The 23,173-nt window shown below is 65.6% G+C and carries 18 protein-coding genes; 10 read left to right on the forward strand and 8 right to left on the reverse strand.

What is annotated here, in order from left to right:
* Positions 1–2 precede the first annotated feature (2 nt).
* From CIT37_RS27325 to CIT37_RS27360, 8 genes are all read right to left on the reverse strand, one after another.
* Positions 3–1,985, reverse strand: a complete 1,983-nt coding sequence (locus tag CIT37_RS27325; protein WP_038947101.1) for a heme lyase CcmF/NrfE family subunit — start codon at positions 1,983–1,985, stop codon at positions 3–5.
* Positions 1,982–2,509 carry a cytochrome c maturation protein CcmE gene (gene ccmE / locus CIT37_RS27330; RefSeq protein ID WP_095426590.1) on the reverse strand — a complete coding sequence of 176 codons (528 nt, stop codon included), beginning with the start codon at positions 2,507–2,509 and terminating at the stop codon, positions 1,982–1,984. Before ccmE ends, CIT37_RS27325 begins: the two co-directional genes overlap by 4 nt.
* Before the next feature lie 37 nt (positions 2,510–2,546).
* Positions 2,547–3,656: a c-type cytochrome biogenesis protein CcmI gene (ccmI, locus tag CIT37_RS27335; protein ID WP_028143007.1), complete on the reverse strand. Its 1,110-nt coding sequence runs from the start codon at positions 3,654–3,656 to the stop codon at positions 2,547–2,549.
* A gap of 131 nt (positions 3,657–3,787) precedes the next feature.
* Entirely contained in the window at positions 3,788–4,057 is a 270-nt protein-coding gene (locus CIT37_RS27340) for a hypothetical protein (protein WP_028143006.1), read from the reverse strand.
* A gap of 100 nt (positions 4,058–4,157) precedes the next feature.
* On the reverse strand, positions 4,158–5,558 hold the full coding sequence (locus CIT37_RS27345; RefSeq protein WP_095426470.1) for a hypothetical protein: 1,401 nt from the start codon (positions 5,556–5,558) through the stop codon (positions 4,158–4,160).
* A gap of 160 nt (positions 5,559–5,718) precedes the next feature.
* Complete coding sequence (locus CIT37_RS27350) at positions 5,719–7,095, reverse strand: ATP-binding protein (protein WP_038947098.1); 1,377 nt, start codon at positions 7,093–7,095, stop codon at positions 5,719–5,721.
* Between the two features lie 94 nt (positions 7,096–7,189).
* Positions 7,190–7,855: a response regulator transcription factor gene (locus CIT37_RS27355; protein ID WP_018315821.1), complete on the reverse strand. Its 666-nt coding sequence runs from the start codon at positions 7,853–7,855 to the stop codon at positions 7,190–7,192.
* 230 nt (positions 7,856–8,085) lie between these two features.
* A complete protein-coding gene (locus tag CIT37_RS27360) occupies positions 8,086–8,241 on the reverse strand; it encodes a hypothetical protein (protein ID WP_018315820.1) in 156 nt (51 codons plus the stop codon).
* A gap of 235 nt (positions 8,242–8,476) precedes the next feature.
* Between CIT37_RS27360 and ku the strand changes: the two genes are divergently transcribed.
* From ku to CIT37_RS27410, 10 genes are all read left to right on the forward strand, one after another.
* Entirely contained in the window at positions 8,477–9,472 is a 996-nt protein-coding gene (gene ku / locus CIT37_RS27365; RefSeq protein WP_038947097.1) for a non-homologous end joining protein Ku, read from the forward strand.
* A gap of 57 nt (positions 9,473–9,529) precedes the next feature.
* The gene (locus tag CIT37_RS27370) at positions 9,530–9,766 is read left to right on the forward strand and encodes a hypothetical protein (RefSeq protein WP_038947096.1); all 237 of its coding nucleotides are present in this window, start codon (positions 9,530–9,532) and stop codon (positions 9,764–9,766) included.
* Between the two features lie 289 nt (positions 9,767–10,055).
* Positions 10,056–10,220: a Flp family type IVb pilin gene (locus tag CIT37_RS27375; RefSeq protein WP_018315817.1), complete on the forward strand. Its 165-nt coding sequence runs from the start codon at positions 10,056–10,058 to the stop codon at positions 10,218–10,220.
* Positions 10,221–10,435: 215 nt separating this feature from the next.
* On the forward strand, positions 10,436–11,977 hold the full coding sequence (locus tag CIT37_RS27380; RefSeq protein ID WP_095426469.1) for a thymidine phosphorylase family protein: 1,542 nt from the start codon (positions 10,436–10,438) through the stop codon (positions 11,975–11,977).
* Positions 11,974–12,894 carry a ribose-phosphate pyrophosphokinase gene (locus tag CIT37_RS27385; protein WP_095426468.1) on the forward strand — a complete coding sequence of 307 codons (921 nt, stop codon included), beginning with the start codon at positions 11,974–11,976 and terminating at the stop codon, positions 12,892–12,894. The genes CIT37_RS27380 and CIT37_RS27385 overlap by 4 nt, the downstream gene beginning before the upstream one ends.
* Positions 12,891–14,486, forward strand: a complete 1,596-nt coding sequence (locus tag CIT37_RS27390) for an MBL fold metallo-hydrolase (RefSeq protein ID WP_095426467.1) — start codon at positions 12,891–12,893, stop codon at positions 14,484–14,486. Before CIT37_RS27385 ends, CIT37_RS27390 begins: the two co-directional genes overlap by 4 nt.
* Positions 14,487–15,388: 902 nt before the next feature.
* Complete coding sequence (locus CIT37_RS27395; RefSeq protein WP_312015357.1) at positions 15,389–15,916, forward strand: hypothetical protein; 528 nt, start codon at positions 15,389–15,391, stop codon at positions 15,914–15,916.
* Between the two features lie 220 nt (positions 15,917–16,136).
* Positions 16,137–17,771 (forward strand): thiamine pyrophosphate-requiring protein, encoded by a 1,635-nt coding sequence (locus CIT37_RS27400; protein ID WP_095426466.1) that lies wholly within the window; start codon positions 16,137–16,139, stop codon positions 17,769–17,771.
* Between the two features lie 94 nt (positions 17,772–17,865).
* A complete protein-coding gene (locus tag CIT37_RS27405; protein ID WP_095426465.1) occupies positions 17,866–21,444 on the forward strand; it encodes a GAF domain-containing sensor histidine kinase in 3,579 nt (1,192 codons plus the stop codon).
* A 27-nt stretch (positions 21,445–21,471) separates the two neighbouring features.
* The gene (locus tag CIT37_RS27410) at positions 21,472–23,172 is read left to right on the forward strand and encodes an alpha/beta hydrolase (RefSeq protein WP_161966483.1); all 1,701 of its coding nucleotides are present in this window, start codon (positions 21,472–21,474) and stop codon (positions 23,170–23,172) included.
* Position 23,173: the final 1 nt, after the last annotated feature.

The following is a 23,173-nucleotide window of genomic DNA, read 5'->3' on the forward strand; positions in this document are numbered from 1 at the left end:
GATCACTCCGCCGGCTGGAGGCGCTGCTTGGCCCGCGCCGGCTTCGGCGCGCCGACCCGCAGCCGCCGGTCGGACAGCGACAGCACGCCGCCGAATGCCATCAGCACCGGCCCCCACCAGATCAGGAGCACCAGCGGCTTGTGATAGATGCGCACGGCGATGGCGCCCTCGGCATTGGCCTCGCCGAGCGAAATGTAGAGCTGGCTCGCGCCGCGCGTCAGCAGTGCGGCCTCGGTGGTCGAGGAGCCGCGGGTGGTGAAGCTGCGCTTGGAGGGCGTCATGACGCTGAGTGGCTTGCCATCGAGGCTGACGTTGAACTCGGCGATCATCTCGCGGTAGTTCGGGCCCTGACGCTGCAGCACCCCGTCGAGCTTCACGTCGAAGCCGGCGATGTGGGCGACGTCGTTCTGCTTCATGGTCGCGATATATTCGCTGTTCCAGGTGGTCTCGCAGACGATCCCGATCAGCGCGACGCCGAGGCCGGCATGCGCGAACGTCGTGCCCCAGGCCGAGCGCGGCAGGCCGCGCGCCCGGTGCAGCACCGTTGCAAACGGCAGCCGGACGAGCCCGGTCCGCTCGACGATGTCGGTGGCGGCACCGCCGATGACGAAGATGCCGAGCCCGATCGCGAGCGGCGCCAACGTGCTGCCGCCGCTGGCCCAGCCCCAGGCGATGGCGACGGCGACGAGCCCGGCGACGCCCGCCGCGAGCAGGCGCTGCGTGACGCCGAGCAGATCGCCGCGCTTCCACGCCAGCATCGGCCCGAACGGCACGGCAAGCAGCAACAGCGTAAACAGCGGCGCGAAGGTGAGGTTGTAGAAGGGCGCGCCGACCGACATCTTGAAGTCGGCGAGCATTTCCATCGCGAGCGGATAGAGCGTGCCGAACAGCACGACCGCGCAGGCCACGGTGAGCAGCAGATTGTTCAGCACCAGCGCGCCCTCGCGCGAGATCGGCGCGAACAGGCCGCCCTGCTTCAACGACGTGGCGCGGCCCGCGAACAGGGACAGGCTGCCGCCGATGAACAGGCAGAGGATCAGCAGAATGAACACGCCGCGGGTGGGATCGGTGGCGAAGGCGTGCACGGAGGTGATGACGCCCGAGCGCACCAGGAAGGTGCCGAGCAGCGACAGCGAGAAGGTCAGGATCGAGAGCAGGATGGTCCAGACCTTCAGCGCGTTGCGCTTCTCCATCACCAGGGCGGAATGGAGCAGCGCGGTGCCGGAGAGCCACGGCATCAGCGAGGCGTTCTCGACCGGATCCCAGAACCACCAGCCGCCCCAGCCGAGCTCGTAATAGGCCCAGTACGACCCCATGGCGATGCCGAGCGTGAGGAATATCCAGGCCACTAGCGTCCACGGCCGCACCCAGCGCGCCCAGGCTGCGTCGATCCGGCCCTCCATCAGCGCCGCGATCGCGAAGGAGAACGAGATCGAAAAGCCGACATAGCCGAGATAGAGCATCGGCGGATGCACGGCGAGGCCGATGTCCTGGAGCACCGGATTGAGATCGCGCCCCTCGATCGGCGGGGTGGCGATACGCAGGAACGGGTTCGACGTCACGAGGATGAACAGATAGAAGGCGCTGGCGACCCATGCCTGCACGGCAAGCACGTGCGCGCGCAGCGACAGCGGCAGATTATTGCCGAACGCCGCAACGAGCCCGCCGAACAACGCGAGGATCGACACCCACAACAGCATCGAGCCTTCATGGTTTCCCCACACGCCGGTGATCTTGTAGAGCAGCGGCTTCATCGAGTGGGAGTTCTCGTAGACGTTGGCGACGGAAAAGTCCGAGTTCACGTGCAGCATCACGAGAGCTACGAACGAGGCACCGACGAACAGGAGCTGCGCTAGCGCCGTGGATCGCGCCACATTCATGAGCGCGACATCGTTCAGGCGCGCGCCAATCAGGGGCACGATTGACTGGATCAGTGCGAGCCCAAGCGCCAGCACCAACGCGTAATGTCCGGATTCTGCGATCACCGCATTGCTCCCTGCGGATTGCCCTGTGCGGTCGTCGCCGCGGGCTTGCCCGCATCGGACGTCTTGCCGCTATCAGAGGGCTTGCCGCCGTAATCGTCCTTCCAGTGCCCCTGCTTCTTCAGGGCATCGGCAACGTCCTTGGGCATGTAGGTCTCGTCGTGCTTGGCCAGCACGGTATCAGCCTTGAACACGCCATGGGCGTCAAGCGCGCCCTCGGCGACGACGCCCTGCCCTTCGCGGAACAGGTCGGGCAGGATGCCCTTGTAGGCCACCGGCAGCTTGGCGTTGCCATCGGCAACCTCAAAGGTCACCGCGAGATTGTCGCCGCGCTGGAGCGAGCCGGGCTGTACCAGCCCGCCGAGGCGAAACCGCTTGCCGGGCTCGACGTGCTTCTCGGCGACCATGGTCGGCGTCGAGAAGAACACGATGGAGTCGCGAAGTGCGTTGAGCACCAGCGCGGCCGCGAGCGCGAGCACGACGAGCGAGCCGCCGATGATGGTCATACGTCGCTGCTTGCGCGTCATGGCGTATCCGTTCTCCGCGTCTCTTGTCCCGACATCGTCATCCGCCGAGCCCGAGAGTCCTGAGGCCTTCATCAAGTTGGCGCAGCCGCTCGGCGTCGCTGGCAACCGCCTGCCGGGCATCGGCCGATGCCCCCATGGCCTTGTCCCGCTCGCCCATCACGAGATAGGCGCGCACCAGCCGCAGCCATCCATCGACGTCGTCGCCGTTCTGCTTCAACCGGGTGGCCAGACGATCGACCATGCCGCGCACCATCGCGTTGCGATCGCCTTCGGCCATATCCTTGGACGCAGCAATCGTCTCGTCGGACAGCGCCGGCATCGTCCCGCCACCGACCCGCACCAGCGAGGACTGCACCAGGGCACGCCACGGCGCATCCGCGGGCGCTTTCGCAAGCAACGCGCGCCAGATCGTGGCTGCATCGTCCTTGCGGCCGTCCTGCTCGGCGGCAAGGCCGAGGAAGTAGTTCGCCTTGGGATCGTCCGCGTTCAGGGCGTGCGCACGCTCAAATTCCGCCTTGGCCTCGACGGTCACCACACCCCCGGCGGCAGCCGAGATCGCTTCGCCGAGATCGGACCGGCGTTCCGCGCTCTCGCCATTGTAGGTGAGCGAGTTGCGATAGGCGCGCACGGCATCGTCGAAACGGCCGAGCCGCTCCAACACCGGCGCAAGCACATTCCAGCCGCGCCCGTCGGTCGGATTCTTCTCCAGATGTTGCTGGACCTGCACGACGAGATTCTCGAGCGACTGCGCCACGCCGGACCCGGATCCACGCTCGCGCTGCGCCAGGGGAAAGTCCTGAAGCCGGGGCGAGCCGAGTGGCATGTAGACGCCGATCGCAACGAGCGGCAGGCCAGCGAGCGCCAGCACGGCCGCCGCGCGGCGCCATTTGAGATTCGATTTCGGCGCCACGACGGGCTCGCTGGCGGCCGCGGCGAGCAGCCTGCGGCTGATCTCGACGCGCGCAGCCTCGGCGTCCGGCGCAGGAATCAAGCCTGCGGCGAGATCACGCTCGATCTCGGCCAGCTGGTCCTTGTAAACCGCGACCTCGCTGCCCTGGTCTTGCGCGCGTCCATTGCGGCCAAGCGGCCAGAGCACGGCGAAAATCGCCGCGACCGTCATCAGCGCGAACACGAACCATAGCGTCATCTGGCAAGCTTCCGGCAGCGCACGAACCGCGCCCATAGGTGGCTTTACACCACGGCCGGATGATGCGGCAATTGACAATTGTCAATTTGGCGCGACCGCGCACGGTCTCGAAACGGTGAAAATCCAACGGCTTAGCCGATCTCGAAGTCCGTACTTTGCGCGGCGTCCTCACCGTGGCCGTTGAAGGCCCTCAGGAAGTATGTTCCCGGCTTGACTGCGTCCGGCAATCTGATGCGCAGCGCTCCGACGGGAACCGGGGATGCAACCCTCGTGATTGTCTCGGAGAGTTGCCGACCGCTTGCCTTCTCGACCAGCACCACTTTGGCGCCGACCATCAGTCTTTGATACTTGGCAACAATGATGCGGTTCTCAATTTCGATGGAGCTGATTACGGGTTTCATGCGCCCACAAATAGAAGTTCCCCGGACTTGCACGGGGACCGTACGGCGCACCACCGGCACCGTCAACCACAAATTGTGATCACGAAAATATGCGCTTAGGCTAGCTTGCGCGCGACGATTTACGCTCGCCGGTCGCTGCGTTCTCCGCGGCCCGGCTCATCAACGAGGCGTAATCATCGCCAAACAGCACCTGGCAGAAGCGAATCGCGGCCTGCACCTGCTGCTGCCGATAGGTGCGCACCTTGTGATCGGCGGCGCGCAGCGACTGCACCAATTGCTCGGTCGAGCGTTCGACATATTGCTGAAGGTCGGAATAGGTGCGCAGCGTCACCTCGTTGATCGCAAGCTCGCTCGCATAATTGCGGCAGGTCGCGACGAAATCGATCAGCGCCGCCGTTTCCTCCACCTCGGTGCTGTCGATCCGTGCGCCCGGCGGAATGTCTTTCTCGGGGCGCTGGCGCAGGATGCGGCGAACGCGGCCGGGAACGCTGTCGATCTCGGATTGCAGCGCATTGGAGATGTCGGCCCGGATCGAGGTCAATTGCTTGCCCCAGGCGGAATCGTTGCGCAGGTCGAGCTCGGTGCGCAGGCCGCGCACGCCGTCGTGCAGCGCCTTGAGGTTGCCGGCAACGTTGTCGAAATGGCCGCGCTTGATGTCCATGCGCAGGGTAGCGGCAACACAGGACAGGTCGTGCAGCGCGATCGTGACGGCAACGCCGTAAGGCGTCGCCGCGACGCGGATCTCGTCGTCGGACGCGGCAATCTTGATGGCGAGGCGGATGATCTGCCACGGGGCAGTCATCCGCTGCACCACGATCGACAGCGCGAAGGGCAGCATTTGCGGCGTCTGCAGGACCGGAATGTTGAGCGCCGACGTCACCGAGGCGATCTGCGGATCGCCGAAAGCGCGCAGAGTGCGCGGCAGCTTCTCGTTCAAGCCGGCGATGGCCTCCCGGACCTGAAGCACCGCTCCGATCGAATAGAGGTCCTCGATCACGTTGGGCGGGCCGACCCGGGCGAGCGCGCGCGACTTGTCGCCGCCGCCGGGACCGGTCAGCTCGAAAATGGCATCCGCAGCCACCCCCTGGAGCTTCTGCGCGAGGGCCTCGACCTGCCCCGCACTATCGGGGGGCATCCGCGCCAGCGCGGCCTCGAACTCGTTCACCTTGTCCGGTGCGCCGTCGCGGCCGAGCCATTGCCAGATCGGCTGCAGCGAAGTGCGGCGGATCTGGCCGACCCGCAGCGGGACGCCGGCCTCGATCAGGAACGGTTCCAGCGCCTGGAACAACAGCCGCGACAGATCGTCCGTGCGCGGCGGCGGGGCTTCATCGGCTTCCGACTTGCGGACGATCTTGCGCAACTGCTCGAGCACGAGGGTCGCGACAGCCCTATCCTGGCCGCGCTCGAGCGCGCGCTCGAACTCCCGCATCAGCAGCGCCTGCGCCTGCGGCGGGAGCTGCGCGAGATATTCCCTCAGCCGCTCGATCGATGTCTGGCTCATGCGCCCGGGTAATGCACGGTAAAATGGCGGACATGGGATGGGTCCGGCGCGATCATAGGAGGCCCCCACTTAAGAAGCCGTTTAGGACGTCGGAGCGAATCCCACAGGTTTGCTGCGGCCGGGCGTCGGTGAGGACGAATATCCCTGTCGGAACAACGGATTATACGCCCGGAAGGACCAGCTCGGCACGCAGGCCGCCGGTCGGCGCACCACCGAGCGAGAGGCTGCCGCCATAGAGCGCGGCGAGATCGACCACGATGGACAGGCCCAGCCCCGAGCCGGGCTTGGACTCGTCGAGCCGCTGGCCGCGCCGCGAGACCTGCGCCCGCTCGGCTTCCGACAGGCCGCGGCCGTCGTCATCGACGATGATCCGCAGCCGCGGACCCACCCCGGCCTGGTGCGGCGCTTCCACGAGGACCTCGATGAAGACGCGCGAGGCCGCCCATTTGCAGGCATTGTCGACGAGATTGCCGACCATCTCCTCCAGATCCTGCCGCTCGCCGCGAAATTTTGCCGACGGATCGGCCTTGGCGTCGACCATGATGCCACGGTCGCGATGGATCTTCTCCATGGTCCGCCGCAGCGCCTCGATGGCAGGCGCCACCTCCGTCACCGTCCCAACCACCGAGACCCGCGCCGCGATGCGCGCACGCTCCAGATGATGGGCGACCTGGTCGCGCATCACATCCGCCTGCTCCATCACCTTGGCCGCGAAGGGATCGGCGATGTGGGCGCCGGCCTCGTTGACGATGACCGAGAGCGGCGTCTTGATCGCATGGGCGAGATTGCCGACATGGGTGCGTGCGCGCTCGACGATTTCGCGATTGGCATCGATCAGCGCGTTGGTCTCGCGCGCCAGTGGCGCGATCTCGACCGGGAATTCGCCCTCGAGCCGCTCAGCCCGCCCAGAGCGGATATCGGCGATCGATTCCGAGATGCGCTTGAGCGGTGCGAGGCCGAAGCGGACCTGGAACACGGTCGTCAGCAGCAGCACGATGCCGAGCGCGGTGAAGGTGCCGCCGAGATAGTAGTCGAAACTGCGCGTCTCGTCGAAAATCTCGGTATCGTCGCCGGCGACGCTGACCAGAAATTTGCCGTCGGCGCCGAGATCGACGGGACGCTCGACCATGCGCAGATTCTGCCCCTCGGGCCCGTCGACATAGGCCAGCCGGATTCCGGCGGCGGTGAGCTCGGTGCCCTGCTCTTCCAGCTTCGGCAGCTTCTTGTCCCAGAGCGAGCGCGAGGAGCGCACCTCCGGCTTTTCGGTGTCGGTCCGCGTGATCTGCCAGTACCAGCCGGACAACGGCAGCTCGAACAGCGGCTCGCCGAGCGACTGGAACTGGCGGTCCGGCGGCTCGTCGGGGGTCGCGACCTCGGCGATGAGGGTGCGGAGATAGAGATTGAGCCGGCGGTCGAAGGCGCGCTCGGTGGCGTTCTTGTAGACCGACGACAGCACCACGCCGGTGATGGCCAGAATCACCACGAGCCAGGCGGTCGCCGACAGGAACAGGCGAGTCGCAAGCGAACTAGCGGCCATCGGAATGATCCGGGAAGGCGCAGGGTGGCGGGCGTCAGAACTCATGTCCCGGACCAAGGCCCCTGTCAGGCTGCCCGTCAAGCCCCGGAACGCCTCAGGCGGCCGGCGGGGTTAGGAGATAGCCGAGGCCGCGGACAGTCTGGATGATGTCGACGTCGAGCTTCTTGCGGATGCGGCCGACGAACACCTCGATCGTATTCGAGTCGCGGTCGAAGTCCTGGTCGTAGAGGTGCTCGACCAGCTCGGTGCGCGAGACCACCCGGCCGGAATGGTGCATCAGGTAGGCCAGAAGCCGATATTCGTGTGAGGTCATCTTGACGGGATTGCCTGACACGCTGACGCGGCCGGTCCTGGTGTCGAGCGTGACGGGGCCGCAGCTGAGCTCGCTCTGGGCATGGCCGGTCGAGCGGCGCAGCAGCGCGCGGATACGGGCCAGCACTTCCTCCAAATGGAACGGCTTTGCGACATAGTCGTCGGCGCCGGCATCGAAGCCCTGCACCTTGTCGCTCCAGCGGTCGCGTGCGGTGAGGATCAGGACCGGCATGGTGCGGCCGTTGCGGCGCCAGGCCTCCAGCACCGAGATGCCGTCCTTCTTCGGCAGGCCGATGTCGAGCACGACGGCATCATACGGCTCGTTATCGCCGAGATAGTGCCCCTCCTCTCCGTCGAAGGCGCGATCGACGACATAGCCGGCGTCGGTCAACGCCTTGGTGAGCTGGCGATTGAGATCGGGGTCGTCCTCAACAACGAGCAGGCGCACGCTTCTCTCCAGACATAGGCCGCATCAACACCGCCCCAGATGAGCAATTCCGGCGTGAACTGAATATGAACGCGGGGAACCGGGCGCGTTACTTTTTGGTCATATACGATGTGTCCGCAGCCCATGCGACTGCGCCCGCCATGCGACCGGACGAGCCGGCAACATGGCGGGCGCAGTGTGCCGCGTCCTGCGGCAGGTCGGAAGGTCCGCCCTTCCCGTGAATTCGGCCGTCAGGTCCGGAAGAACACGAACCAGATGACGGCGAGGATCAGGATCGCAAGCCCGGTCGAGATGGCGAGCAATGCGGCAACTGACGGCCCAGGTTCGCCCTGACGCGCCTCGGTTGGTGTTTCGACGATCTGACGCTGCTCTCGCGTGGTTGCCATGATGCCCTCAATCTCTGCGTGTCGCCTCCGATGACCGCGACCTTCTCGCAGCCGTGCATGCGGAGCCAACGCCCGATCCGATGTGATGTTCCGGCTTTTCCCACCCAATGGACCGCGACCCCACGCCCGGCGGCCGGTTAACGCAGTTGCAAGATTCAACGCCCGGCCTTGCTATGATTCGCTGTTTCCCGATGGTATCCTCATAAGTCTGTCCTTGTTGCGTTTGGAGTAGCCCATGGCCCCCCGCGCCAATTGGAAGGGTTTTCTGCGTTTGTCGCTCGTGACCTGTCCGGTCGCGCTCTATCCGGCCACTTCGGATACCGAGAAGGTCTCCTTCAACCAGATCAACCGCAAGACCGGCCACCGGATCAAGTATCTCAAGGTCGACGCCGAGACCGGCGACGAGGTGACGTCCGAGGACATCGTCAAGGGCTACAAGGTCGACACCGACACCTATATCGAAGTCACCAAGGACGAGCTCGACGACATCGCGCTCGATTCGACCCACACGATCGATATCGACGAGTTCGTGCCGAAGGCCGACATCGACAACCGCTATCTGATCCGCCCCTATTACCTCGTGCCCGACGGCAAGGTCGGCCATGACGCCTATGCGGTGATCCGCGAGACCATCCGCAGCATGGACAAGGTCGCGATCGGCCGCGTCGTGCTGACCAACCGCGAGCACATCATCGCGCTGGAGCCGCTCGAGAGCGGACTGATGGGCACGCTGCTGCGCTATCCCTACGAGGTCCGCAGCGAGACCGAATATTTCGACGACATCCAGGACGTGAAGCTGACCAGGGACATGCTCGACCTCGCCAAGCACATCGTCGAGAAGAAGTCCGGCGCGTTCGACCCCGAGCTGTTCGAGGACCATTACGAGACCGCGCTGATCGATCTCATCAACAAGAAGCGCAGCGGCGCCCCGATCACCGCCAAGGCCGCGCCGAAGAGCGGCGGCAACGTCATCAACTTGATGGACGCGCTGAAGAAGAGCATCGCGAGCGAGAAGGACGCCGCGCCTGCGGCGAAGGTCGCCAAAGAGACCGCGAAAGCCAAGAAGCCGAAGAAGCGCGTCGCGGGCCAGCGCGAGATGCTGCTGCCGATCGCCGGCAAGGGCGGCAAGGATGCTGCTGCGAAGACGGCGACCAGGGAAGCGACCAGGGAAACTTCGAAGAAGGCCGACAAGCCGGTGCGCGCGCCTGCTCGGGCGAAGAAGGCCGGCTAGCCGCATCCCCCCGCGATCGCGCCGTGATGCCACACCTCGCCGATCTGGCGGCCTGACATGCCCTGGTCGAGGGCGTTCGACGATCCCGTTCGCGTCAGCAACAAGCGCCAGCTGCTGACGCTTCAGGAGGCGGCCGACTACATCATGCGGCTGCCCGAGGACGTCCAGCACGAGCCGCGCTGGCAGACCGCCATCGAGACCTTGATCAAGGCGGCCGAGACCGGCGGCGGCTGGGTGATGTTCGCCCGCATCGCCATGTTGCGGGCGCTGAATGCGGACGACCGGCGCGGATGAGCGCCATGGTGTCCTCGCCGGCCCGTTGGCGAACAGGCTCAACAATTGGTTAAGCGGCGCCGCGATGACGCACTGACGGGCGCTGTGCCCGCGCAGCCCTGGGGTGGCTTGGCGATATCGATCCAGTTGCACGGATCGATGGAACCTTAATTTAATGAATGCCGTCGTATGAGCAGTGGCGCGCTCGCCCGGGCTTAATACTTTTGGCGCGCATGAAGACTTATTCGATCTATTTGCAAGTCCGATAGCGACGCGGCCATACGTTGGATCGGATGAACGGGAGTTGGCAATGCGTTTGCTTAGGTCCTTCCTTGCCGATGAGAATGGTGCAACCGCGATCGAGTACGGCCTCATTGCCGCAGGCATCGCGCTGGCGATCATAACGGCCGTGAACACCATGGGCGGCGCCCTCCTCAACAACAAGTTTGTCGCGATCAGCACGGGGATAAAGTAGCCCGCTCCCCGATTTGGCCGGCCAACATCGGCGATATCGCCACGGCATTCGACTTCCCCTGTCATTTCCAGACCGACGCGCCTGCAGCAGCGCGCCTGCGTGACGGCCCGCCGCAGCCCACCCATGTCCCGCGCGCGGGCCATGATCTGGGTCAACAGCATCAGGACGGCGACGTCTAAGCATGGAGGCCGGGTTTCCTCCCTGCCGGCCAGTCCATGCATCCAGACCTTCCGTACTCCCAATTGAAAATCCGCCGCGTCCGGCTCGATACCGGCCGCGAGAACGTTGTCGTCGTCTCCAGGCAGTCGAAGGCGCTGCGCGCGGAGATCTTCCGCGGCTTCAGCCGCGTCGAGCTGCGTCAGGGCAGCAAGGTCCTGCTGGCGACGTTGCTGATCACGGACGACGATACGCTGGTGGCCCCGGACGAGATCGGACTCTCTGAACCCGCGTTGCGGCGTTTCGGGCAAGGCGCCGGCACGCTGGTCACGGTGAGGCCCGCGGCGCCGCCGGAGAGCCTGGAAGCGGTGCGCGCGAAGATCCGCGGGCGAACCCTGAGCCCGGCCGAAATCGGCGCGATCATCAACGACCTCGCACATTATCGCTACTCGGACATGGAGATCGCCGCCTTCCTGATCGGATCGGCGAGCTTCATCACCAGCGACGAGTTGCTTGCCCTCACCGGGGCGATGGCGCAGGCCGGCACGCAATTGGTGTGGCCAACGCCTGTCGTCGTCGACAAGCATTGCATCGGTGGCATTCCCGGCAATCGCACCTCGATGGTCGTGGTGCCGATCGTCGCCGCCCATGGCCTGCCGATCCCGAAGACTTCTTCGCGCGCCATCACTTCGCCTGCCGGCACCGCCGACACGATGGAGGTGCTGGCGCGGGTGAATGTCGGCGTCGAGGAAATGAAGGCGATCGTCTCGGCCTGCAACGGCTGCCTGATCTGGGGCGGACACGTGAACCTGTCGCCGGCCGACGACGTCCTGATCTCGGTCGAGCGCCCGCTGAGCCTCGATACCCGCGAGCAGATGGTCGCCTCCATCATGTCCAAGAAGATCGCGGCAGGCTCGACGCATCTGTTGATCGACATTCCGGTCGGGCCGACCGCGAAGGTCACCAATGGCGTCGAGGCGATGCGGCTGCGCAAGCTGTTCGAATTCGTCGGCGACCGTTTCGGCCGCACGGTCGAGGTGATCACGACCGACGGAAGCCAGCCGATCGGCAACGGCATCGGGCCGGTGCTCGAGGCCAATGACGTCATGGCCGTGCTCGGCAACGACAAGGATGCGCCGCGCAACCTGCGCGAGAAATCGCTCCGGCTCGCCGCCCATCTGCTGGAATACGATCCGAAGCTGCGCGGCGGCGCCGGCTATGCGAGGGCGCGCGAACTGCTCGACAGCGGCGCGGCGCTGAAGCAGATGCAGAAGATCATCGACGCCCAGGGTCCGTCGACATGCAGCAGCGAGCTCGGATCGCTCAGCTTCGACGTCAAGGCGGCGCATGACGGCACCGTGTCCGCGATCGACTGCCTGCGTCTTAACCGCCTCGCCCGCACCGCCGGCGCGCCGCTCGACAAGGGCGCCGGTATCCGCCTGTTCAAGAAGATCGGCGATCGCGTCGAGCAGGGCGAGCCGCTCTATCGTGTCTACACGTTCGACCGCCCCGAGCATGATCTCGCCGCCGATGCCGCCACCGAGGAGACCGGGTTCGTCGTCAACGGTCATGACGCCCTGCAAGGCAAGTCGGCGCCGTGAGCACGATCGCGCTTCAGACCCTGCCCGGCGGCAGCGATACGGCAAAGCGCCTCGCGGCGCGGCTCGGGCTTGCCTGCAGCGAGATCGCCGTGCATCGTTTTCCGGACGGCGAGCTGCGCGTCGCCGTCGCGCCGGCGGCCGACATCACAATCCTCTATGCCCCGCTCGACCAACCCAACGACAAGCTGATCGCCCTGCTGTTCGCTGCGGAGGCGCTGCGACGCAACGGCGCGAAGCGGCTGGTGCTGGTCGCGCCCTATCTCTGCTACATGCGGCAGGATGCTGCATTTCATCCGGGCGAGGCCATCAGCCAGCGGGCCATGGGCAATCTGCTTGCAACGACCGTGGACCGTATCGTCACCGTGGATGCGCATTTGCACCGCACCCCCGATATCAGATCGGTCTTTCCGGGTATCGAAGCGGAGAACCTGTCCGCCATGCCAGCGATCGCGAACGCGCTGGCGACGAGCGGCATCGATCCCGCGACAATCGTGATCGGACCCGACAGGGAGTCCGAGCCCTGGGTGAACGACATCGCGAGCCGGCTGCGACTGCAGCACACGGTGGCGCAAAAGTCGCGGCACGGCGATCGTTCCGTGGCAATCAGTTTTGCCGATCCCGGCCTGCTCGCGGGACGGCCGGCGCTGCTGGTGGATGACATCGTCTCCTCCGGGACGACGCTGATGGCCGCGGCGAAGGCCCTGACGGCGATGGGCGCCACCGCCGTCGATGCGGTCATCACGCACGCGCTGTTTCCACCCGCGATGACCGTCGCGTTCGCCAGCGCCGGCATCCGGTCAATCCGCTCGACCGACAGCGTTCCGCATCCGACCAACGCGATTTCCCTCGACGAGAGTCTCGCGGCCGCCTTGCGGTCCGAGCTGACGACGACACTTCCTCCGGAGACGAGGCCATGAGCATCACCGTTCGATTTTGCGGCGCCGCCCGCACCGTGACCGGTTCGAGCTATCTGTTCCAGACCGCGACCGGCCGCTTCCTGGTCGATTGCGGCCTGTTCCAGGGCCAGAAGACGCTGAAGGAGCTCAACTACGGCGCCTTTCCGTTCCGCCCCGCCGATATCGATGCCGTGCTGCTCACGCACGCCCATATCGACCATAGCGGTCTCTTGCCGAAGCTCGTGCGCGCGGGATTCGACGGACCGATCCTGGCGACGCGCGGCACGATCGACCTCTGCTCCTACATGTTGCCAGACGCCGGCAGCATCCAGGAATCGGAAGTCACGCAGCTCAACCGTCGCAATGCCTCGCGCGGACGAAAGCAGGTCGCGCCGATCTACACGCAGGCCGATGCCATTGCATCGCTGCAATCGTTTCGCGCGGTCGACTATGAACGCTGGACCGACGTGATCCCGGGCGTCCGCGCGCGCTACTGGAACGCCGGCCATCTGCTCGGCTCGGCCTCGATCGAGCTCGAAATCGCCGAACGGGGCGCGCCACGTCCACTGCGCGTGCTGCTGTCCGGCGATGTCGGGCCGGAGGCCAAGCTGCTGCAGCCCGATCCCGAGGCGCCGGCCGATTTCGACTACGTCATCTCGGAATCGACCTACGGCGACCGGCTTCGCGAGGCCACCACACCTGAGCTCCGCCGCAAGCACCTCGCGGCCGAGGTGCGCGATGCCGCGACGGCCGGCGGCGCGCTGTTGATGCCTGCCTTCGCGGTCGAGCGCACCCAGGAGCTGATCGTCGATCTCGTCGACCTGATGGAGCACGGCGAGATTCCGACCGCACCAATCTTCCTCGATTCTCCGCTCGCGATCCGCGCCACCGAAGTGTTTCGCCGCCATGCCGAGAGCCTCGACCCGTCCGTCGATGCCGCGCGCCTGCTCAACTCGCCGCATCTCAAATTCACCGAGACCGCGGACGAAAGCAAGGCGATCATGCGCCTGTCCGGATTCCATATCATCATCGCCGCGAGCGGCATGTGCGACGCCGGCCGCATTCGCCATCATCTGAAGCGCTGGCTGTGGAACGAGCGCGCGACGGTGCTGCTCGCCGGCTTCCAGGCCAACGGCACGCTCGGCCGCTTCCTCCAGAACGGAGCCAAGGCCGTGCGGATCCAGGGCGAGGAGATCAAGGTCGCGGCTCGCATCCGCATGATCGACGAATATTCCGGCCATGCCGACGGCGCCGGCATCGCCAGCTGGATCGCGGCGCGCCGACCCATTTCCCGCGGGCTGTTCCTGGTCCATGGCGAGGAAGGCGCGATCGCGGGCCTCGCCGGACGCGTCGCCGAGCGCATCGTTCCGGCGGCCAGGGTCTACCAGCCGGTGCTCGACGATATCTACGAGCTCGCCGCGCCCGAACCGCGCGTGCTCGACGTCGATCACCGCCGGCGGCTCGCGCCGGAGGCCGTGACCCGTCTCGACTGGCACAACGAGATGTCGGAGCTCATGCTCGACATCAACGACAGGGTTGGGGCAGCCGCCGACGACCGCGCCCGCGGCGTCATCATCCGAAGGCTGCGCCGCGCGCTGGAGGAGAAGGCGTGACGGGACATGACGGCGCTGAAACGCGCCTCTCTCTTGTCCCGGACGCGCTGCAGCGTTCTTACGCTGCTGCGCAGAGCCGGGACCCAGACGGCTGCACATTCCGCCGGTGCATGGGCCCCGGCTCTGCAGCGCACCACGCCGCGGAGATGCGGCGCGCTGCGCTACGTCCGGGGCACGAGAACGCCGTTTGGCGATAGACATGGCTGCTCATCCTCGCGGCGCGTTTCGCCCGAGCTTTGCTATCCTCTTCCGCCCTTATCTCAGCAAGGGCGCGGGGAAGGCCGGGCGCCGGCTGGCACCCGAGGTCCCGCGTGTGCGAAAGAAACGCGCACGGGGTGGACGACAGGTGATGCCGGTCGCCCGGCCTTCCCTGCGCGATGGTTTTCACGGTGTCCTTCGTGCTCTCCCCGGGGAGCGATGCACTATTGCCCCCGTCGCCTTGCAGATGGCTGATGCACGCGCCCGGTCGGGCCGCCACATCACCGCAAGCCTTGACGCACAGACCCCGGGCGTCAGGACCACACGACTTCTCCGTCCGCGCACATCCCCATCCGCATCCCCGACGGCTGGCGTGCGCTCGCCATCGGGGCCGAACAAGGACGCTGTCAGCGCCGTGTCGTATCGCGCCTGTCGCTGCTCACGGTTTCCCGCCCTGCAGCCATCATCGCGCGCCGACGCCGTCGCGGCCACCGCATCCCGGCCCGCGTCTCGTGACGATCGCGAAACGCCCCTCGTGGCGGGCGGGATGTGTCGGCTTGTACGCCAAAGCAGAATTTCTGTAAATGCGAATATTTTGAGACGTAGCCATAGACCCACCGCTGGTGTGTTTTGCCCGACAGGCAACACACAAGCGATCGTAGCCCCCGATGCCGCGGAGCCGAATTCGAGCGCCGCTCCCACAGATGCATCTTCCCCGGATCCGGCTGCGGAACTTTGACCGCCATGTGAGTCCTGATAGTCTTCAGCACGGCGTGGCTCGACGAACCATGCTGTCAATCGATGGACCGGAGCTGTTGAAGATGCGGATGAGAAGCGTGACGCTCTTGGCACTCAGCCTCTTGCTTGCCGGCGTCTGGTCTCAGGACAGCGCGAGGGGACAGACCGCGCCGCCGGTTTCGCTTGCTCCGCCCAAGGCATCGCCGCCACGGGCGAATGCCAAAAATTCCCCGGCAGCGTCGGACAGGATCTCACCGACACCCCCGACTGGCGGACTTCCACAAGCGCCGAATTCTGCCGCCGACTATGACGGCTTCCGTGCCACCAGTGACGACAATGACACTCCGGATCGGACGACGCGACCGATCAGGTCGCGCGCGGCAAAGGGCTCCACGCCCAATCCGGATACGCAAGGCAACACGGCTCAGCAATTGATCGATCAGGAAGATGAGGCGTTGAAGCGCAAGCTGATGATCTGCCGAAACTGCAAGTAGGACGGAGCTTCCCGTCGGCCGGATGGAGCGAAAGCGAAATCCGGGGCCGGCGCAGCGGGTGCAGCTATCCCGGATTGCACTTCGCTCCCTCCGGGCTATGGCAGCGTGCTGCATAGCTGACCTACCGCCTCCTTCGCGTCCCGCACTTTACCCTCCCGCAATTTCCTGATCCTCTCTCTCCCCAACGCCGGACCAACCGGCCTGCCCAGGGAGAGACGCCATGAAGCTCGGCACCGCCATTGCGGAAATCATGCGGCGCGAGGGGATCGAGATCCTCTGCGGCTATCCCGTCAACCATCTGATCGAGCACGCCGCCAAGGCCGAGATCCGCCCTGTGATGGTGCGGCAGGAGCGCGTCGGCATCCACATGGCGGATGCGATCTCGCGGGTGACGTCGGGACGCAGCATCGGCGCGTTCTGCATGCAGCATGGGCCCGGCGCGGAGAACGCGATGGGCGGCGTCGCGCAATGCTTCGGCGAGTCCGTTCCCGTCCTGGTGTTGCCGATGGGCTATCAGCGCCGGCTGGCGCATATCGAGCCGAACTTCAATTCCAGCGAGGCGATGAAGCCCTTCGCGAAATCGTCCGAGCCGATCATTCTGGCGACCGAGGTCGCCAACATCTTCCGCCGCGCCTTCACCAAGCTGAAGAACGGCCGCGGCGGCCCCGTGATCGTCGAAATCCCCTCCGACATGTGGAACGAGGAGGTGCCGGAGCCGCTCGACTACACGCCGGTGCTGCGCACCCGCTACGGCGCCGACCCCGTGCATGTGAAGGAGGCCGCCTCCCTGCTCGTCAATGCGAAGCGGCCTGTGCTCTATGCCGGCCAGGGCGTGCATTACGCGCAGGCCTGGCCGCAACTGAAGCGGCTCGCGGAGCGGCTGGCGATTCCCGTCACCACCAGCTTAGGGGGCAAATCCTCGTTCCCGGAAACCCATCCGCTCTCGCTCGGCTCCGGCGGCCTCGCGGTGCCGCGCGCGGTGCCAAAATTCCTCGCCGAGGCCGACGTCATCCTCGGCATCGGCTGCTCGTTCACCGAAACGAACTTCGGCATCGCGATGCCGAAGGGCAAGACCATCATCCATTCCACGCTCGATCCCAATCATCTCAACAAGGATGTGGAAGCGAAAATCGGCCTCGTCGGCGACGCCGGGCTCGTGCTCGACGCGCTGCTGGAGGAGGTCGGCAAGTCCGTCACCGCGGACCGTGATGCCTCCGCGGTCGCGGCCGAGATCGCGGCCTCGCACAAGGAGTGGCTGGCGAAATGGATGCCGAAGCTCACCAGCAATGACGCCCCCTTGAGCCCCTATCGCGTGCTATGGGACCTGCAACACACCGTCGACATCGACAACACCATCATCACGCACGATGCCGGCAGTCCGCGCGACCAGCTCTCCCCGTTCTGGAAATCGACGAAACCCCTCACCTATCTCGGCTGGGGCAAGACGACGCAACTCGGCTACGGCCTTGGCCTTGCCATGGGCGCCAAGCTCGCAAAGCCCGACAAGCTCTGCATCAATGTCTGGGGCGATGCGGCGATCGGCTTCACCGGCATGGATTTCGAGACCGCAGTGCGCGAGCGCATCCCGATCATGTCGATCCTGCTCAATAATTTCTCGATGGCGATCGAGCTGAAGGTGATGCCGGTCTCGACCGAAAAATATCGCTCGACCGACATCTCCGGCGACTATGCCGCGATGGCGCGGGCCTTCGGGGGCTATGGCGAGCGGGTGACGAGGCCAGAGGACATCATCCCCGCGATCAAACGCGGCATCCAGAAGACGAAGGAAGGCATTCCGGTGCTGCTGGAGTTCATCACCAGCAAGGAGACGGAGGTGTCGCGGCCGGGGACGTGAGATGGGCCTCCGCCGCAACCGCTGGCTCAGGGCGCGGAAGATGTGATAATCCGGGCAGGTGCCGCGCGTGTCGCGGCATCGAGCCGGATCAGGAATGACGTCCCCTTCCAACGAAATCGAACAACTCGAGCGCCGATTGCTGTCGGCCGCAGCCGAGAACGCGCAGCTGCGCAGTGAGCTCGCGACTGCGCGGGATCGCCAAAGCGCCAGCGCCGAGATCCTGCGCACCATCGCGGCCTCGCCCTCCGATGCCCGGCCGGTCTTCGAGGCGATCGCGTCGAGTTCCAAGCGCTTGCTCGACGGCTTCTCCGCCACCGTGCTTCAATTCATCGGCGACGAGCTGCATCTCGTGGCGTTCACGCCGACCAGTCCGGAAGCGGACGAAGGGCTCAAGGCGTCGTTCCCGCGCAAGATCGCGGAGTTTCCGACCTTTGCGCTGGTGCGTGGCGGCGAGACGATCCAGTTTCCCGACAGCGAAGCCGCCGACGTGCCGCAGCTGAACCGCGATCTGGCGCGGCTGCGCGGCTTCCGCAGCGTGCTGTTCATGCCGCTGATGAACCGGGGCACCCCGGTCGGCATGATCAGCGTCACCCGCGCCCAGCCTGGCGCGTTCACGCCCGACCTCGTGCAGCTGCTCCAGACCCTTGCCGACCAGGCCGTGATCGCGATCGAGAATGCACGGCTGTTCAACACGACGCGCGAGGCACTGGAGCGCCAGACCGCCACGGCGGACATTTTGAAGGTGATGGCGGCCTCGCCCTCGGACGTGCAGCCGGTGTTCGAGGCCATTGCGGCCAACGCCAACCGGCTGATCGGTGGCTTCTCCACGGCCGTGCTGCGCTATGTCGACGGTGCTGCGCACCTTGCCGCCTTCACGCCGACAGATCCGGCCGGCGATCGTGTGCTGCAGGCCTCGTTCCCGGTGCCGTTCGCGCAGTTCCCGCCCTACCAGCTCGTGGCCAAGGGTGCGGCGGCGCAACTGCCCGACACCGAGCTCGAGCCGGCCGCCCGCGACATCGCCCGCGCCCGCGGCTATCGCAGCATGCTGTTCGCGCCGCTGATGAGCGAGGGCGAAGCGATCGGCATCATCATCACGACGCGCCGTGCGACCGGCGCCTTCACTGAGCATCATGTGCGGCTGCTGCAGACCTTCGCCGATCAGGCGGTGATCGCGATCAAGAATGTCAGCCTGTTCAATGCGACGCGGGAGGCGCTGGAGCGTCAGACCGCGACCGCCGACATCCTCAAGGTGATCGCGGCTTCGCCTGCCGACGTCACGCCGGTGTTCCAGGCCATCTCCGACAGCGCCAAGGCGCTGATCGGCGGACATTCCTCCGCCGTCACCCGCGTCATCGACGGCCTGCTGCACCTGGCGGCCTTCACCACCGACAACGAGGCCGGCAACGCGGATCTGCTCAGCTCATTCCCGGCGCCGCTGGCGGCATCCGGCATTCACAGCCGGGTGGCGACGAGCGGAAAGTTCGCATTCCGCAGCGACATGCAGAACGAAGGCGACCTCACGGACGCCATGAAGGAGCTCGCGCGCACCAGAGGCTATCGCAGCATCCTCGTGATCCCGATGCTGCGCGACGGCGTTGCGATCGGCACCATTGGCGTGACGCGGCCCGAGGCCGGTCCTTTCCCGGACAAGGCGATCGCCCTGCTCCAGACCTTTGCCGACCAGGCGGTGATCGCCATCGAGAACACGCGCCTGTTCAACGAGGTGCAGGCGCGGACGCACGAACTTGCAGAGTCACTGGAGCAGCAGACCGCGACATCGGAGGTGCTCAGCGTCATCAGCCGATCGGCCGGGGATCTCGCGCCGGTATTCGAGGCGATGCTCAGCAAGGCAATGCAGCTCTGCGGCGCCAGTTTCGGCGTGCTCAACACCTACGACGGCATGCAGTTCCGCACGGCCGCCACTTACGGCCTGCCGCCTGCCTACGATGAATTCCGGCGCAAGGCGCCCCTCAACTATGGTCCGGCCACTGCGCCGGCGCGTCTTTTGAAGGGCGAACCGTTCGTCGAAATCGTCGACCTGCTGGAGTCGGACGTCTATCGCAGCGGTGAGCCGAATCGTCGGGCGCTGGTCGATCTCGGCGGCGCCCGCTGCCTGCTCGCGGTGCCGTTGCTCCAGGACGAACGCGTGGTCGGCAACGTCATGATCTTCAGGCAGGAGAACCGACCCTTCTCGGAGAAGCAGATCACCTTGCTGAAGCAGTTCGCGGCGCAAGCCGTGATCGCCATCGAGAACGCGCGGCTGCTCGGTGAATTGCGTCAGCGCACCGAGAATTTGACCGAGTCGCTGCAACAACAGACGGCGACTGCCGACGTGCTCAAGGTTATCAGCCGCTCGGCGTTCGACTTGCAGGCCGTGCTCGATACGCTGGTCGAATCGGCCGCGCGACTATGCGAGGCCGATATGGCGGCGATTACCCGCAAATCCGGCAGCACCTATTTCCGGGCGGGCTCCTACGGCTTTCCAGCCAAATTCGTCGAATATGTAAGAGATCTTCCGGTCCGGCCGGATAGGCGTACCATCACGGGCAGGACTCTGCTCGGCGACAAGGTTGTTCATGTCACCGATGTGCTCGAGGACCCCGATTACTCCTTTGAAGGCCAGGAATTGAGCGGAAATCCGCGTAGCTTCCTGGGTGTACCCCTGCTTCGCGAAGGCAGCACTGTTGGCGCTATTGTTCTCGCACGTCGCGCGATCCGGCCGTTCAGCGAAAAGCAAATCGAACTCGTTACCAGTTTCGCCGACCAAGCCGTCATCGCGATCGAGAATGTGCGCCTCTTCGACGAAGTGCAGGACCGCACGCGGGAGCTTGCGAAGTCGCTCGACGATTTGCGCGCGGCGCAGGATCGGCTGGTCCAGACCGAGAAGCTCGCCTCCCTCGGCCAGCTCACCGCCGGCATCGCGCATGAGATCAAGAACCCGCTCAACTTCGTCAACAATTTTGCCTCGCTGTCCGCCGAGCTGACCGACGAACTGAACGAGGTGCTCGCGCCCGTGACGCTCGCCGGTGATGTCCGCAGCGAAGTCGACGAGCTCACAGGGCTTCTCAAGGACAATCTCGGGAAAATCGTCCAGCATGGACGGCGCGCCGATTCCATCGTCAAGAACATGCTGCTGCATTCGCGCGAGGGCGGCGGCGAGCATCGGTTGAGCGACGTCAACGCCGTAGTCGAGGAGAGCCTCAACCTCGCCTATCACGGCGCACGGGCCGAGAAGCCGCAGTTCGACGTGACGCTGAAGCGCGAGCTCGATCCGGCGGCAGGCTCGGCCGATGTGTTCCCGCAGGAGATCACCCGGGTGCTGCTGAACCTGATCGGAAACGGATTCCATGCGGTCGCCAGGCGCAAGGCGGAGACCGCGGCGACGGGTTACGAGCCGGTCGTGACCGCCGCGACCCGCGACCGCGGCGATCACGTCGAGATCCGCATCCGCGACAACGGCACGGGCATCCCGGACGAGGTGAAGGAGAAGATGTTCAATCCATTCTTCACCACCAAGCCGGCCGGTGAAGGCACCGGCCTCGGATTGTCGATGAGCCACGATATCGTGGTGAAGCAGCATGGCGGCACGATCGACGTCGCGACCACGCCCGGCGAGTTCACCGAATTCACGATTGTGCTGCCGCGCAAGAGCAGCTTTTCGGACAAGCCCTGAGGACAACTTCGCCCGGGAGGCGTTTTGATGAATCTGGCGCGGTTCATTCGGCGACAACTCCTCTCGCTATCCGGCGTCGGCCTCATGCTCGGTGCGCTGTTCTTCGCGGCTGCACTGACGCCGACGCTGATCCCCAGGAGCTATCTCACGCAAGGTGTCCTCGCCGGCGGCTGCTTTGCGATCGGCTATTTCGCCGGCGTGCTGTGGCGGCGGCTGTGGCACTATCTCGAGCTGCCCGAGCCTTCGGCGCGCGCCAGATCGATTGCGAATGCGCTGGCGGCAGTTGGTTGCCTGCTCGTCGTCATCGTCTTCCTGTGGCGCGCAGCCGAATGGCAGAACTCGATCCGCGCCGTGATGAAGATGGCGCCGGTCGAGACCGCGCATCCGCTCAAGGTCTGCGTCATCGCCCTGGTCAGTTTCGTCGTGCTGCTGGTGCTGGGACGGCTGTTCGCACTCCTCGCCCGCTTCCTCGCCACGCATACGAGGCGCGTCATTCCGCGGAAACTCGCCAACGTCATCGGCGTACTCGCCGCAGGCCTGCTGCTCTGGTCGATCGCCAGCAATGTCCTGATCAACACGGCGTTTCGCGCACTCGATTCGTCCTTCCGCGAGCTCGACGCCTTGCACGAGCCCGAGCGGCCGCAACCGACCGCCGCCGATCGGACGGGAAGCCCGGCGTCGCTGGTGAAGTGGAACGAGCTCGGACGCACGGGACGCCGGTTCATTGCCTCGGGTCCGAACGCAACCGAGATCAGTGCCGTCAGCGGAAGGCCGGCGCAGGACCCGGTCCGGGTCTATGTCGGCCTCGCCGGCGGCGCCACCGCGCAGGCGCGCGCCAGGCTTGCGCTCGAGGAGCTCAAGCGCCAGCGCGGTTTTGATCGCAAGATCCTGATCGTCGTCACGCCGACCGGCACCGGCTGGATCGACCCTGCTGCGATGGACACGGTCGAATATCTCCACCATGGCGACGTCGCCAGCGTTGCGATGCAGTACTCCTATCTCAACAGCCCGATGTCGCTGTTGTTTCAGCCCGAATACGGCGCGGAGGCGGCGCGCGCGCTGTTCGCGGAGATCTACGGCTATTGGACGACGCTGCCGAGGGACAAGCGGCCGAAGCTGTATCTGCACGGGCTCAGCCTCGGCGCCATGAATTCGGAGAAATCCGCGGAACTGTTCGAGATGATCGGCGATCCCATCGCCGGCGCGCTATGGAGCGGGGCGCCGTTCGAGAGCCGCCTGTGGCGCTCGATCACGGCGAACCGCAATCCGGGATCGCCGGCGTGGCTGCCGCAATTCCGCGACAACCGCTTCGTGCGCTTCATGAACCAGAACGGATCGACGGTTCCGGCAGACGCGCCGTGGGGTCCGATGCGCGTCGTCTACCTGCAATATGCCAGCGACGCGATCACCTTCTTCGCCTATCGCGATGCCTACCAGGCCCCGGCCTGGATGAGCGCGCCGCGCGGGCCGGACGTGTCCCCGGAGCTGCGATGGTATCCGATCGTGACGATGCTCCAGCTCGCCCTCGACATGGCGGTTGCGACCAACACGCCGATGGGCTTTGGCCATGTCTATGCGCCCGAGCATTATGTCGATGCCTGGATCGCGGTGACCGATGTCCATGACTGGTCCGCCGAGGGGCTGGCACAGCTCAAAGCGCAGCTTGCGGCGAAAGCCCGGAAGACGGGCGCGGGCAATATCGACGACGATTCCGACCGCGGCGGCTAGG

The sequence above is a fragment of the Bradyrhizobium ottawaense genome, from assembly GCF_002278135.3.
Taxonomy (GTDB): domain Bacteria; phylum Pseudomonadota; class Alphaproteobacteria; order Rhizobiales; family Xanthobacteraceae; genus Bradyrhizobium; species Bradyrhizobium ottawaense.

Coding starts and splice junctions, on each gene's coding strand:
- ccmE (WP_095426590.1), bottom strand. CDS start 2,509: ATGACGCGCAAGCAGCGACGTATGACCATCATCGGCGGCTCGCTCGTC.
- ccmI (WP_028143007.1), bottom strand. CDS start 3,656: ATGACGCTATGGTTCGTGTTCGCGCTGATGACGGTCGCGGCGATTTTC.
- CIT37_RS27340 (WP_028143006.1), bottom strand. CDS start 4,057: ATGAAACCCGTAATCAGCTCCATCGAAATTGAGAACCGCATCATTGTT.
- CIT37_RS27345 (WP_095426470.1), bottom strand. CDS start 5,558: ATGAGCCAGACATCGATCGAGCGGCTGAGGGAATATCTCGCGCAGCTC.
- CIT37_RS27350 (WP_038947098.1), bottom strand. CDS start 7,095: ATGGCCGCTAGTTCGCTTGCGACTCGCCTGTTCCTGTCGGCGACCGCC.
- CIT37_RS27360 (WP_018315820.1), bottom strand. CDS start 8,241: ATGGCAACCACGCGAGAGCAGCGTCAGATCGTCGAAACACCAACCGAG.
- ku (WP_038947097.1), top strand. CDS start 8,477: ATGGCCCCCCGCGCCAATTGGAAGGGTTTTCTGCGTTTGTCGCTCGTG.
- CIT37_RS27370 (WP_038947096.1), top strand. CDS start 9,530: ATGCCCTGGTCGAGGGCGTTCGACGATCCCGTTCGCGTCAGCAACAAG.
- CIT37_RS27375 (WP_018315817.1), top strand. CDS start 10,056: ATGCGTTTGCTTAGGTCCTTCCTTGCCGATGAGAATGGTGCAACCGCG.
- CIT37_RS27380 (WP_095426469.1), top strand. CDS start 10,436: ATGCATCCAGACCTTCCGTACTCCCAATTGAAAATCCGCCGCGTCCGG.
- CIT37_RS27390 (WP_095426467.1), top strand. CDS start 12,891: ATGAGCATCACCGTTCGATTTTGCGGCGCCGCCCGCACCGTGACCGGT.
- CIT37_RS27395 (WP_312015357.1), top strand. CDS start 15,389: ATGCATCTTCCCCGGATCCGGCTGCGGAACTTTGACCGCCATGTGAGT.
- CIT37_RS27400 (WP_095426466.1), top strand. CDS start 16,137: ATGAAGCTCGGCACCGCCATTGCGGAAATCATGCGGCGCGAGGGGATC.
- CIT37_RS27405 (WP_095426465.1), top strand. CDS start 17,866: ATGACGTCCCCTTCCAACGAAATCGAACAACTCGAGCGCCGATTGCTG.
- CIT37_RS27410 (WP_161966483.1), top strand. CDS start 21,472: ATGAATCTGGCGCGGTTCATTCGGCGACAACTCCTCTCGCTATCCGGC.